Source organism: Acinetobacter sp. WCHAc060042 (assembly GCF_003231195.1).
Taxonomy (GTDB): Bacteria; Pseudomonadota; Gammaproteobacteria; order Pseudomonadales; family Moraxellaceae; genus Acinetobacter.
Genome location: NZ_QKVN01000013.1, coordinates 51838 through 64352, shown reverse-complemented (window position 1 = coordinate 64352; position 12515 = coordinate 51838). Strand labels below are relative to the sequence as shown.

Sequence of the window (12515 nt, the reverse complement as noted above, 5' to 3'; positions counted from 1 at the left end):
AATAAAAAACATTTCTATTTTAAAAAGCAGTTAAACTGAATCATAAATTTTAAGTCTATGTAATTTAAGACATAACAATGCCCTTTACCATTTCACATGCTGTTCTCGCACCTCCCTTAGCCAAACTCAGTGGTGACCGATTGCCAGTTGCGGCGATTGCCATTGGTTGCATGACTCCCGATTTGTATCGACTGTTTACGCAGACCAGTTCAAATATCACCCACTATTGGACGTCACTGATTCACCCTGATCTTTGGATTGGACTCAGTTTTTGTATTTTATGGTATGTGCTATTACGGCCCTGTTTTTATCGTTTTGTGGGCATTCAGCATGAGCTTAGGCTCAACAGTGCAATGCGTATTTTTAAATTTTTAACAGGCACCATTCTGGCAGTACTTCTCGGTACGGCCACGCATTTATTCTGGGATGGACTCACTCATGCTGACTTCCGAACCTTATTTTTTCAGGACTTTTTAAGCCAGAATGTTGCTCTGCTAGGACACCCATTCCCACTACACCGTATTTTACAAATTGGGACATCGGCGTTGGCTCTGCCTTTGTTGGCATGGATGAGTTGGCGTTATTACCAAACATACCAGCAGCATTTTCCTGTCAGTTTAAAAATCAGGCGCTTTGCCATTGGGCTGTTCATATTCAGCCTTTTGGGTGGTCTAGTGAGTGTTTGGGACTATGCGCGTTATATCCCTACGCAAGTTTGGCAGTCAGACCTATATTATTTTACTGGGCGGAGTATCAATGAATTTAGCCAAGTCGCTTTACTGATATTGATCTTTGGCTGCATTCTGTTTTTATTTTTAGATCGTGATCACCGTTTAGGCTAAGTTTGCAGCAAGACTGGCAAGCAATTTTATACCTTTTTTAAGCTATACCTTGAGACTAGGTGTCCAAAGAGGCATAATCCTACCTTTATTTCTGGCGGTACGCTGTTTACGTATTCGCTACCTTTAGCCATATAGTTGGATTTTTAACGCCATGATGCGAACTCATTACTGCGGTTCTTTAACCGAAGCTCAAATTGATGAAACAGTAACCCTCTGCGGTTGGGTACACCGTCGCCGTGACCACGGTGGTGTCATCTTCCTTGATATGCGTGACCGTGACGGTCTTGTGCAAGTGGTTATTGACCCTGACACTCCTGAAGCATTCGCAACTGCGGACAAAGTACGTTCAGAATTCGTATTAAAAATTACAGGCCGTGTGCGTCGCCGTTATGCAGGCACAGAAAATGCCAATATGGTGAGCGGTCAAATCGAAGTTTTGGGCAAAGAAATCGAAGTTCTTGCGGCATCTGAAACACCTCCATTCCCATTGAATGATGACAACACCAATATTTCTGAAGAAATTCGTTTAAAATACCGTTTCTTGGACATCCGTCGTCCTGAAATGTTAGATCGTTTACGTTTCCGTTCTAAACTAACCAACCTCATTCGTAACTATTTCGAAGACAATGGTTTCTTAGACGTTGAAACCCCGATTTTAACCCGTGCAACACCTGAAGGTGCACGTGACTACTTAGTGCCAAGCCGTGTATCTAACGGTAGCTTCTATGCACTTCCACAGTCACCACAATTATTCAAACAATTGTTAATGGTGGGTGGTATTGACCGTTACTACCAGATCGCAAAATGTTTCCGTGATGAAGACTTACGTGCAGACCGTCAGCCTGAATTCACCCAAATCGACGTTGAAACATCGTTCATGAGTGACGATGACATCATGGATTTAATGGAAACGTTGACGGTTAAGATGTTCAAAGAACTGCTTGATGTTCAATTCGATAAATTCCCACGCATGACCTATACAGATGCTATGCGTGACTATGCATCGGACAAACCAGACCTACGTATTCCGTTGAAATTGGTTGACGTTGCAGACCTGATGCAAGAAGTTGAATTTAAAGTATTCGCAGGTCCTGCTAAAGATCCTAAAGGCCGTATCGTTGCATTACGTGTTCCGGGTGCAGGTTCTTTACCACGTAGCCAAATTGATGAATACACGAAATTTGTCGGCATCTACGGTGCGAAAGGTTTAGCCTACATTAAAGTAAACGAGCTTGAAAAAGGCATCGAAGGTTTACAATCTCCAATCGTGAAATTCATCGAGCCGATCGTGCTTGATTTATTGAAACGTGTAGGTGCAGAAAATGGCGATATCGTGTTCTTCGGTGCAGACAAAGCTAAAGTTGTCAACGATGCCATGGGTGCTTTACGTATTAAAGTCGGTCATGACTTGAAGATGTCAACTTGCGAGTGGGCACCGCTTTGGGTGGTTGACTTCCCAATGTTTGAAGAAACCGATGATGGCAAATGGACCTCTGTTCACCACCCATTCACACTGCCTAAATCAAGCGTTGAAGATGTGAAGAACAACCCAGGTGCTGCGCTTTCTGTGGCTTATGACATGGTGTTAAACGGTACTGAAATTGGTGGTGGTTCACTACGTATTCATAACCTAGAAATGCAAAAAGCAATCTTTGAAGCTTTGGGCATTGGTGAAGAAGAAGCCGAAGAGAAATTCAGTTTCTTACTCAACGCATTACGTTACGGTGCTCCTCCGCATGGTGGTTTGGCATTCGGTCTAGACCGTTTAGTCATGCTCATGACAGGTGGTGCTTCTATTCGTGATGTGATTGCATTCCCGAAAACAAAAACTGCTGAATGTCCATTAACGCAAGCGCCTGCACCAGTTGAATCAAACCAACTACGTGATTTGGGTATTCGTTTACGTGAAAAACCAAAAGCTGAAGAAACTAAATAATCTTTAGATTATGATTAAAAAAACCCTGCCATGTGCAGGGTTTTTTATTTAAGACAAGGCAGTCTCCTCCCCCCCTAGATCCGATTTTTCGCTTCAAATTTTCCAAAATTTCCTTTGAACTTTTGATCTATCGCACTTACAGTGGGTCACGATAGTCTATATTTTATTGCAGCAGTTCTGGCACTAAAGCATTCTGTTGATTTATTCATTTATTTTGTTCTTAAGACGCTCATCTTTTTTTGATTTTATCTATCTTAGATTTTTAAGTTTCTTTGCAAAATTTTCTCTCATCACATCTTTTGCATAAGATCTCTGAGTTTAAATATGGCTATGTATTATTTACTTAAAAGCATTTCAATTTTGCCATTACCCTTTCTACAATACATCGCTCGCGGAATTGCACACCTTCTTTATTATAGTGATTCTTCAATCAAACGTATTACTAGCATCAATCTGCAATTGGCCTACCCTAAACTCGCCCCAACAACACTCCAAAAACGCGTTCATCTCAGCATTCAAAGCCAATGTCAGACCTATATTGAATTTTTAAAATGCTGGGGCATGTCACCCCAATACAGTCTAAATTTACTCAAAAATATTCACGGAGAATCTGTCCTCACAGAGGCTTTAGCCAATAAAAAAGGCGTGATTGTGGTTGTTCCGCATTTCGGCTGTTGGGAACTGTTAAATGCATGGTTAAACGTCTATACACAACCCATGATCATGTATAAACCCTATAAAACGAAGGGAGTGAACCGCTATATTTTAGAAGCACGCCAGAAGTTTAATGCGACTCTTGTGCCTACTGATGAAACAGGGATCCGCAGTATCTTCAAACACTTAAAACAAGGTGGCCTCACCGTAATCTTACCCGATCATCTGCCAAAACCGAGTGGCGGTATTTATTCATATTTTTTCCAACAACATACATTATCCGCAACTCTTGTCTCAAAAATGGCAGCCAAAACGCAATGTAATGTGATTGGATTAAGTTGTATTCGTAATACGGATGCAACGGGTTTTAATGTGTACTGTACTAAGTTATCTCAAGAGATTTTATCGAAAGACCTACAGCAGTCTGTGGACTGTTTAAACCTTGCCATGCAAGACATGATTAACCAAGCACCTGAACAATACATTTGGTCCTATAGACGTTTTAGAAATTGTGCAGGCAAGATCAATGCGTATAAAAAGTTGCCACCCGTATAAATGCTATAGAGCAAAACATGATTCAGACAGGACGATAAGATAAAATCAAAATTATTTAGTTTAGGCTTGATTGGCATACTTTTATTTATTTGAGATCAATTCTCAGCAATGGCATAATAGCGTCCTGTTTTATATCAGTTGTGAGCAAGCAAATGGCTATGCGTCCTGAAGTCCGTCGTCGCGGTATTGTGCTAATTGTTTTTGCTATCGCGCAATGGTTGTTCATGCGTTACATACTAGACAATCAATTGTTTAATTTAACAACCTATAATCGGATTGTCTTTTTCTGTGTAAGTAGTCTTGCGGGTGCTTTTGTGATTTTTGTCGGCCTAATTTATATGGTCTTGAAAGGCAATGCGGATAAACCAGAGTAATCATATTACGACTCTAAATACACTTTTTGTTGATGATCAAGCTAGCAATTATGTATAGCAACAGTGCCGCTAAGGCGGTACCTATTGCTTTTTTTGCAGCATAAAAAACATGTATTCGCAAACCAAAAAAACTTTAATTTACCTGTAGATCTTGGTTTAATTAAATCACCTATTACCCAATCATGGCTGATTATGCTTATTACACATAAACTGATCACAAGAAAATACTCCCAAGCATGATCTTATTTAGTCAGATTCTCAGTTAAATTTAGAGTACAGCCTAGAGAAATATCCAATAAATATAAACTGTTTTAGGAAGCGTTGCCCCCTTAGCCGTCGTATAAATAGGCCTAAAAATAGATTGAGACCCGTATGAGACAGACATCATGACCAACAAAATAATCTTAGTGATGCCCAGCCATAGTAATTTTGCGACAGCTATTCAGAAAAATTTAGAATTCCATAACTTTGAAGTCAAATTCATTAATAGCTCACCTGAAAATATCCAAAAAATTAAACTTTCACGATGGATGAATATCTACACGCTTTTCCGAAAATTATTCTTGGCTGATTTTTCATATAAGGATAAAGCAAAAGATGCCATCAAACAGCGAATCATTGCCGAAGAAATTTCCAAGGCTTTACAGAATAATACCTTTGATTATGTACTCGTCATACGTCCAGACTTAATTGATAATCAACATTTAGAATTATTAAAAGCAGGTTCAAATCACCATTTTATTGGCTACCAATGGAATGGCATAGAACGCTTCCCTAAAACATTATTATCTGTTGATTTATTTGACCATTTTTTTGTATTTGACCCAGAAGATTTATCAAATCCAAACTACAGTAGTTACAAATTTCAAGGTTGTACCAATTTCTATTTTGATGTGTACCCTCCAAAACCCAACTTACACACAGGTACTGTTGCCTACTTTGTAGGTCTACATTTTGACGACCGCTCTCAACCAATTGATCATTGTGCAAAAGCGCTTATTGAGCATGGTATTACTTTAGATTTCAATATTAAATTTCGCCATGGTGATCAAGCAGATGCGCAAACGCAATATCACACTTCAGAAATAAAATTTATCAACCAAAATATTGACTATGAGGATAACCTTCAACATATTAATCAAGCAGATATATTGGTAGATGTAGTCAATCCAGTGCATAAAGGATTATCTTTCCGCACCTTTGAAGCACTGTATTATCAAAAAAAATTAATCACCAACAATGCGCAAATACGCAATTATGATTTTTACCATCCCAACAACATTCTGATTTGGGATGGCAAAAATTTAGATACATTGAAAGACTTTTTAGACAGTCCTTATGTCGCTGTAGATCCACAAATTCTTGAGAAATACAGCTTTGGCAACTGGATCAGGTATATTTTAAAAAAGGCTCCCTACCAGCAGATCCAACTCCCTCTACAGCAGCCCTCAACACCATTTACATGAGGTCTTGAAGTTCAAGCTGTATATCAATTCCCAATTGCTTTGCCCGTGCGTTAACAACCGCGTGACGCGTCAAAATTTTTCGTGTGCTTTTTGCTAAAGTGGTTGAGCGCATAAACCAACGGTAGAACGCATTTCTACGCTGATATTTTTGCACCCAACGCATGTCTCTACTCGCCTGTAATTGTTCGATAATCGGTTCAACCGTATCCCCGTATGCTTTACGTGATGTGTCAAAAATAAAGTTATACTCGGGCGGTAGCTTTTTGAGTGTAACGCGTTTTTCTTCGACCCATGCATCCAGTAATTCCTGCAATACAACCTGATCCCAACGATCAGGCTCAGCCAACTGTCTTTTTTCCCATTCATCAACCAATAGACGTGCATTTGGGGTATCGTTGATAAACAGCGTGGCACTAATTAAACGATTATTATGAATATAGTGCACCGCAATATCTTCTGTGATTGATTCAAAATAAGGTCGAATATCTTCGAGAATAATCGCATCGGCATCTATATACAAAATCGGCCCTTGTAGCTCATGCCGAACTTTTGCAATATAACATGGTTTAAAAGCAATAATTTTTTGCCAATCATCTTTGGAAAAGCTTTGAAAATGTACATCTATACCAAATTTATTTGCCGAGCATTTTAAAATATTCGCATGCTTCGTATATAACTTATCGTTCGTATGGAAACCAAAAACTGTTAACATTACCGATCCTGTAAAACCTGAAAAACACTCAAGGCTATTTTATATTTAATTACAAATACTTAAATCTATAAATCATCGAACACTTATACTTAAAATTTAACGTATAAATGCAAAAATTACAGAGAAAGTACTTCTATTCTCACTCAAAATATTCCGCCAAAATCATAAAATACAATGATGACCAAACTCAATCTAAGGAAGATCTCTAACTCATATCCAATATATTAGTTGAACCCACCAAACTCATCAATTTAAAGCGACCAATTACATCATATATCTCTAGCGGCACCGCATTCAGCAAGACACTATTTGCAAAAAACTACTACGCAGAACTAGCTTTTAGCACTTATAATCCTATTATAGTTATAGCGATGACTTTGTATTAAAATCTAATTATATAAAACGGTGTGTAAGATGACTCAAACAATTCAAGTATTTGTAGGTTGTGATCCCAATAATTGTGACTTAGAACAAATGATGGTTCTTGAATATAGTCTTCGTAAGCACACTTCGCATCCGGTAAATATTACTTGGATGCAACTGAGTCATGACACAAATAGTCCTTGGTACACCAATCAGGAGACTGGTGAGGGATGGCGTACTGAAAAATGGGCTACTCCTTTTTCTGGTTTCCGTTGGGCCATTCCTGAATCGTGTAACTTCGAAGGTCGCGCAATTTACATGGATGCCGACGTCATTGTACTTTGTGATATTGCAGAGCTTTGGTCTCATTCAATGCAGGACGATGCCATTGTTATCGCTAAGGGCGGCAAAAGCTCAGCACGTCTATGTACTTGTGTATGGGATTGCGAAAAAGCCAAACAATATCTTCCTGCATTGAAAGACATTCAAGCCAATCCAGATGCACATAAGAATTTAATGCGCCTTCTAAAAGAAAAACCAAATCTCGTACAACCTTATCAAGATTCTTACAATAATATTGATGGCGAAGGGATGTCGATTGAACAGATCAAAATTCTACATTACTCAGATATGGGCACGCAGTTCAGTCATAAGTATTCATTACCTCGTCTTGAAGCAACAGGCCAAAAGCACTGGTTTGATGGTGAAATCATGCCTCACCCTAGGACAGATTTAATAGCACTTTTTGATCAATATTATGACGAAGCGCTAGCTGCTGGATACAAACCAGAACAATATATGATTGAACCTTTTGGCGCTTTTACCAAAGCAACTCAAGCCAACTATCACGGCAATAAAATTACACGCCCAGGGCAGAAAGAATCTTGGTTCACTCAAAAGCTCAATAAATTAAAGTCTAAACTCAGTGGCAACAAATTTAGACTAGATGACTAAAGCTTAAAGTGACTGCTTTAGTCACAACTTAGCCTATTTTTTAAAATGTTCAACCTGAATGATTTGTTTATGATTCCTAAAAAGCTACAGACCTTACAATTATTTTTTTCAAACTTGTGTTTTAGAAATATTTATAAAGTCGTTTACAAACTGAGTCATTCAAATCAATACAAACATAATCGCCGTTTTTGGCCGTATTATCAGGTTGAACGTGATACTGAAAATGGTTTACAAAAACTTTTTTTCAAACAGAAGTTGGTCGTCGATAATACACAAGCTGTTTGTACAGAAAACAAACTATGCATGATGATTGCAACTGGGCCATCAGTCCAACAAATCCCTCCCGAAGCTTTTACCCGCTCCGATATAGATTATGTTGGATTAAATGGCGCAATTTCGATGCCTAATGTTGTGTTTAAGCATTATGTCATTATTGACCATAATTTCGTTGAGAGCCGTTTTGATTTAGTGTTGAAAGTTCTCAATAGCAATTGTACGTTTTACACTACACCACGTTGCTTAGATCTGATTTTACGAAAAGTTTTATTTCAGGATATCCAATGTAACATTAGAGTTGTAGAACCTATTACTCGCGGTGAAATTGAACCAATCTTACAGCCTAAAAAAGCTGTCGACATGCAAAAAAATTATTTCTATACCAACAATCAATTGGGTTTTTCAACTCAAATATATACCGCGATCTTTGATTATTTTACTGTAGCCTACGTTGCACTACAGATTATTCACTCACTCCGCTATCAAGAGATTTACTTAGCTGGGTTAGACATGAATAATTTTACCCAACCCCGTTTCTATGAGAGTGCTGAAAATAAACAACCAACGCTTTTAGACAGATCATTGGATTTCACATTACCAGCCTTCGACTTAGCAGCACAGTTCTTTAAGGCTCAAGGAATTACCGTATATAACCTTTCTGAACATAGCGCTGTGGAAGCATTTCCAAAAATAAATGCAAAGGACTTATTTAAATCCCAATAAAATGCATCCGATTCAAGGTTATTTTTTCGAGTGCTGACTAAAAATCTAAGAGTGAGTGCTTGAAATATTGTCCTCGCACAAAATGCTTATCCAATATCTGACGCTCTTTCCCCGCAAGTTTTATGAGATTCGGATACTCATCTGGTGACTCATGAATAGCTAAATCAATGAGGGTCTTTTCTTTAACCCATTTATTTTTAACTTGATAGAAAAACGCATTTTTATCACAATTGATTAATACCATACTCGGTGCTAAATCTCGCATCACCTTCTGACACGCAACATAAGCCACAAGATACTCTAACCGACCAATACGCTGAAAATAGTCTTGAGAATTATCATAGTTGGCTTGGATATATTGGATATATTGCTTTGGTCCGAGATCAATCGCCTTAAAAAGTTCATCAAACCATAATTGATAAAATGGATTCTTTTCTACACTCGCCAGTAACCAATTTTCAATCACGGGAAAATCAGCCAGCGTCGTATTTTTTTTCCGATAATAGGCAAAGCTTTGTGTTCCTGTTTGCTGGATGAGCTTTTCAATCCAATCTAATTTTTTATAAACAATAATACTTGCATCCAACCAAATCCCACCATAATGATAAATCAAGTCAAAACGGATTAAATCTGCGCGTTGCTGGGATGTTGCTTTTTGCAAAATAGGTGAGGTTAGGTCAAAACTAATAAAATCTGCGACATTATTTGGATTTAACAGATTCACAGTATAGTCAGGATGTAATTTCTGAATATGATCAATACAATGCCGAACCAAAGCTGGCATGTTCCCTTCCCAATAGATCCATATCTTTTTAGGTAATTGAACGCTTTGATTCTCTGGCTTAGCCTGTAAAACGATCTGATCTGCATAGTTATCTATGGCATCACATTTATTTCGTTGTTTTAAATTAAGCAGCGTATAAAACTTTAAAATATAAAATAACTTTTTAAAAATTTTCATTTTAGTCGATCATTTAGCCTTGTATCAAAACACCTTAGGACAATTACAAATACTTATGCTTCACCGCATAAAATTTGTCACGCCACATTCGTTTTTGCTTTTTAACCCCATAAGAAAAACTTCGACCTTCTTTTTCTTTACGAGAAATTCCTTCTGCAGCTACAGTCCCCAAAATATCACTGTCCAGACCCGCTGGTTTGACCAATGCAGGCCATACTCCTAAACCTTTCCCATTTTTACTGAGCCAAGTTTGAAAGAAAATATCAACAGGCATGGTCATTGATTTTCCTGCATGTATAAATGCTTCAGCACCTTTGCGTGACCAAACTAAACCGAGACCGCGAATAGGGAAATAAAAAGCGTGCCATAAGCTCATACCATCAATATTCGTAACATCTTTGCTTAGTTTTTTCTTTTTTGCTGCAATATTGATCAAATACCAATCTAATTCTTTATGCTGATTTAGATAGGTAAGTACGCCATCAAGCTTGTCTTTAAACTCTTGATTAATCTTCATATCATCTTCAAGCACAACTAAATAATCAGCATCTGTCGTTAGAAACTTCTCCGCGCAACCGTAGTGACTCAAATAACACCCCAACTCTGAATTCATCAAACTACGACCCAGTGCTTGATTCGCACCATGATCATCATAGTTTGTAAACTCAGTGAGTGCTTTGCCTCGACCATCGACCGCAGAAAAGCGCTCAAAAGGCCAATTAACTTGATCCAACTGCTGTGTTGCTCGCTCAAGTCGTTCCTGACTGCCGTCCAAATTAATTAAATAAGTAACAACTTTCATCATGAACCTTTAAACCAAAACGGAATGGGGTAAATAGCCTGCTAATTTTTCTTGCATTGCATCACTGATCTGCTTTGCAGCATCGCTACTCAACTGATCCAAACTTTGAATACAACCATATTTAATTTCGGGATTTTGAAGCGCTTGTATAAAACTATTCAAACTGTCCTGATTTTTAAGATACGCTAGTTCAAGATCAGGCTTCAACTCCGCCTGCTGTTTTTGAATCTTAATATGGTTCATCAGTGAAATTGGATTCAGCTGCTCTACACTTCGAAATTTAAACTTAATCTGTGTTTCTAAACGCTGCGGATGCGCAAGCAAATAGTCCTTTAATGCATCACGATCTACAATATGAGGATAATGATGAATTTCAAAGAACTTATTGAAGCCTAAAATATCCGCACCAAGCATCTGCGCAATCATATGCTTAGGCTGTATAGGTTGACCCAATTGACGACTCATAAACTGGCGATATTTCAGCTTGGCTTTAAGCGCAAAGCTACTTTGCCAGTGACCATAGACCACCAAATGATCATCTTTTAAGAAGTCTTCAATTTTTGCTGGCGAATTAAAAAAGAAATCATCATTCAGGTAGATAAAATAATCCGACAACCCCTCAATATTCCAAAGCATCGTTTCAATAGAACGTGTATTGAATGTGGGCAAGTGCTGTTCAAAACCTTTGAAAATTTCGCGGTGATCGACCACCCGAATTTTATCCTTAGCACATAGGCCCTGCGCGACAAACTCATCAATAAATTCAGGACGTTGATTGTCCGCCACAACATAAATATTACGACAAAAAGGAACATATTTTAAAATTGAAGCAATGTTGTAATAAATTTCATTATTGCTGGCGAAACGCGTATCACTGATCGCATCAGAGGCATCTTCACCCGTCAAATATTTATGGCGCTTTTTTTTCAGTTCAATGTCATTACCATCTACCCAGGCAATCACAACATCAATATTTTGCATTCGCTTGATCACTTCAAAACATGAGTCTACTTAGTGGCAATTATTGCCACGCATCCTTAATCCACTGCGATGGCAATACATAGCGATACCATTTCCCACCGCCACCATGAATCGCGTCAGGTGGATTGATCTCACCATGGAAAATAATGATTTTAACGCCTTCAGGTTTCACAGGCGGCTTGAAATACGCCAAAGGAATCTTTTGTAGGCAGTGATATTTATAGCTCTTACACCAACTATCTGGCCAGTAAGACAACTTTTTCTCTTGATCGACATACCATGACAAATAGGCTTGCTCATTACGAAACTTCTGACGAATTTCATTAAAATGTTCACGGAAATAAGGCATTAATCCCGGGAAAGCGCCCAATTTAAAACGGTAAACCGAGCTATTACCTGTAATACGCCACGGGCGTTTCCAATCATGAATAATCAGAAAATCCCCTGGGTGGGTAAAGAAACTGTCAATATTGTCAACAATCACCACATCCAAATCTAGAAATAATGCATTCCCCTTTAAACCATACAAATCTGGTTCAAATGTAGACAGCTTATTCCACCCTCGTTCAGGACTCCCCGGTGGTAATGCCAATGGTGGAATCGGAAAACATTCAACTGCAGGGTCAATTCCTTCAGAACGATCTGTTAGGCAGACCATTTTGAAATCAACCGTGGTATGACGTTTCACCATATTATATAAACGATTGACGTACTCGGCCCCATATTTGGTGCCCCATTTCATGCACAACACAACATTTTGTTCTGCTTGGGTATCAGCCTGTTTTAACAGCGCATCGTTCACGTTTTCCTGCATGTTCTATCATCCACCAGCATTCTGTTTCATATCATAACATCTCTGACAAGAAGTTAGTGTATGGCTTTTTCAAAGCCTTCATAATACTCAAAATAGTTTGTG

Annotated in this window: 12 protein-coding genes; 7 read left to right on the top strand and 5 right to left on the bottom strand. The window is 38.4% G+C overall.

Features of this window, described 5'->3' with window-relative positions; translation table 11 throughout:
• Positions 1-77 precede the first annotated feature (77 nt).
• The 5 genes from DPG01_RS07600 (at position 78) to DPG01_RS07580 (ending at position 5827) form a co-directional block, all read left to right on the top strand.
• A complete protein-coding gene (locus tag DPG01_RS07600; RefSeq protein WP_086210426.1) occupies positions 78-842 on the top strand; it encodes a DUF4184 family protein in 765 nt (254 codons plus the stop codon).
• Positions 843-993: 151 nt separating this feature from the next.
• Entirely contained in the window at positions 994-2778 is a 1785-nt protein-coding gene (aspS, locus tag DPG01_RS07595; protein ID WP_005401682.1) for an aspartate--tRNA ligase, read from the top strand.
• A gap of 324 nt (positions 2779-3102) precedes the next feature.
• On the top strand, positions 3103-3987 hold the full coding sequence (locus tag DPG01_RS07590; protein ID WP_110974668.1) for a lysophospholipid acyltransferase family protein: 885 nt from the start codon (positions 3103-3105) through the stop codon (positions 3985-3987).
• A gap of 152 nt (positions 3988-4139) precedes the next feature.
• Positions 4140-4361, top strand: coding sequence for a hypothetical protein (locus DPG01_RS07585; RefSeq protein WP_086210429.1), 222 nt, complete (start codon positions 4140-4142; stop codon positions 4359-4361).
• A 386-nt stretch (positions 4362-4747) separates the two neighbouring features.
• Positions 4748-5827 carry a hypothetical protein gene (locus DPG01_RS07580; protein ID WP_228156975.1) on the top strand — a complete coding sequence of 360 codons (1080 nt, stop codon included), beginning with the start codon at positions 4748-4750 and terminating at the stop codon, positions 5825-5827.
• On the opposite strand, the gene DPG01_RS07575 is transcribed toward DPG01_RS07580, so the two are convergent.
• Positions 5820-6539 (bottom strand): putative nucleotide-diphospho-sugar transferase, encoded by a 720-nt coding sequence (locus tag DPG01_RS07575; protein WP_086210431.1) that lies wholly within the window; start codon positions 6537-6539, stop codon positions 5820-5822. The two genes, DPG01_RS07580 and DPG01_RS07575, sit on opposite strands and share 8 nt — an antisense overlap.
• A 414-nt stretch (positions 6540-6953) precedes the next feature.
• Between DPG01_RS07575 and DPG01_RS07570 the strand changes: the two genes are divergently transcribed.
• Both DPG01_RS07570 and DPG01_RS07565 read left to right on the top strand, forming a co-directional pair.
• The gene (locus tag DPG01_RS07570; protein WP_110974666.1) at positions 6954-7856 is read left to right on the top strand and encodes a glycosyl transferase; all 903 of its coding nucleotides are present in this window, start codon (positions 6954-6956) and stop codon (positions 7854-7856) included.
• A 69-nt stretch (positions 7857-7925) separates the two neighbouring features.
• Positions 7926-8855, top strand: coding sequence for a lipopolysaccharide biosynthesis protein (locus DPG01_RS07565; RefSeq protein ID WP_110974665.1), 930 nt, complete (start codon positions 7926-7928; stop codon positions 8853-8855).
• 37 nt (positions 8856-8892) lie between these two features.
• On the opposite strand, the gene DPG01_RS07560 is transcribed toward DPG01_RS07565, so the two are convergent.
• From DPG01_RS07560 to DPG01_RS07545, 4 genes are read right to left on the bottom strand one after another with little or no spacing between them, the layout of a single operon-like run.
• Complete coding sequence (locus DPG01_RS07560; RefSeq protein WP_110974664.1) at positions 8893-9816, bottom strand: glycosyltransferase family 32 protein; 924 nt, start codon at positions 9814-9816, stop codon at positions 8893-8895.
• Between the two features lie 43 nt (positions 9817-9859).
• Entirely contained in the window at positions 9860-10618 is a 759-nt protein-coding gene (locus tag DPG01_RS07555) for a glycosyltransferase family 25 protein (RefSeq protein WP_110974689.1), read from the bottom strand.
• Positions 10619-10627: 9 nt separating this feature from the next.
• Positions 10628-11599 (bottom strand): stealth family protein, encoded by a 972-nt coding sequence (locus DPG01_RS07550; protein WP_110974663.1) that lies wholly within the window; start codon positions 11597-11599, stop codon positions 10628-10630.
• A gap of 40 nt (positions 11600-11639) precedes the next feature.
• A complete protein-coding gene (locus DPG01_RS07545) occupies positions 11640-12413 on the bottom strand; it encodes a glycosyltransferase (RefSeq protein WP_110974662.1) in 774 nt (257 codons plus the stop codon).
• Between the last annotated feature and the right edge of the window lie 102 nt (positions 12414-12515).

Bases quoted from the DNA above. Each gene is read 5' to 3' on its own strand.
- DPG01_RS07560 (WP_110974664.1), bottom strand. From the start codon at position 9,816: ATGAAAATTTTTAAAAAGTTATTTTATATTTTAAAGTTTTATACGCTG.
- DPG01_RS07580 (WP_228156975.1), top strand. From the start codon at position 4,748: ATGACCAACAAAATAATCTTAGTGATGCCCAGCCATAGTAATTTTGCG.
- DPG01_RS07550 (WP_110974663.1), bottom strand. From the start codon at position 11,599: ATGCAAAATATTGATGTTGTGATTGCCTGGGTAGATGGTAATGACATT.
- DPG01_RS07590 (WP_110974668.1), top strand. From the start codon at position 3,103: ATGGCTATGTATTATTTACTTAAAAGCATTTCAATTTTGCCATTACCC.
- DPG01_RS07575 (WP_086210431.1), bottom strand. From the start codon at position 6,539: ATGTTAACAGTTTTTGGTTTCCATACGAACGATAAGTTATATACGAAG.
- DPG01_RS07570 (WP_110974666.1), top strand. From the start codon at position 6,954: ATGACTCAAACAATTCAAGTATTTGTAGGTTGTGATCCCAATAATTGT.
- aspS (WP_005401682.1), top strand. From the start codon at position 994: ATGATGCGAACTCATTACTGCGGTTCTTTAACCGAAGCTCAAATTGAT.
- DPG01_RS07555 (WP_110974689.1), bottom strand. From the start codon at position 10,618: ATGAAAGTTGTTACTTATTTAATTAATTTGGACGGCAGTCAGGAACGA.
- DPG01_RS07600 (WP_086210426.1), top strand. From the start codon at position 78: ATGCCCTTTACCATTTCACATGCTGTTCTCGCACCTCCCTTAGCCAAA.
- DPG01_RS07585 (WP_086210429.1), top strand. From the start codon at position 4,140: ATGGCTATGCGTCCTGAAGTCCGTCGTCGCGGTATTGTGCTAATTGTT.
- DPG01_RS07545 (WP_110974662.1), bottom strand. From the start codon at position 12,413: ATGCAGGAAAACGTGAACGATGCGCTGTTAAAACAGGCTGATACCCAA.
- DPG01_RS07565 (WP_110974665.1), top strand. From the start codon at position 7,926: ATGATTCCTAAAAAGCTACAGACCTTACAATTATTTTTTTCAAACTTG.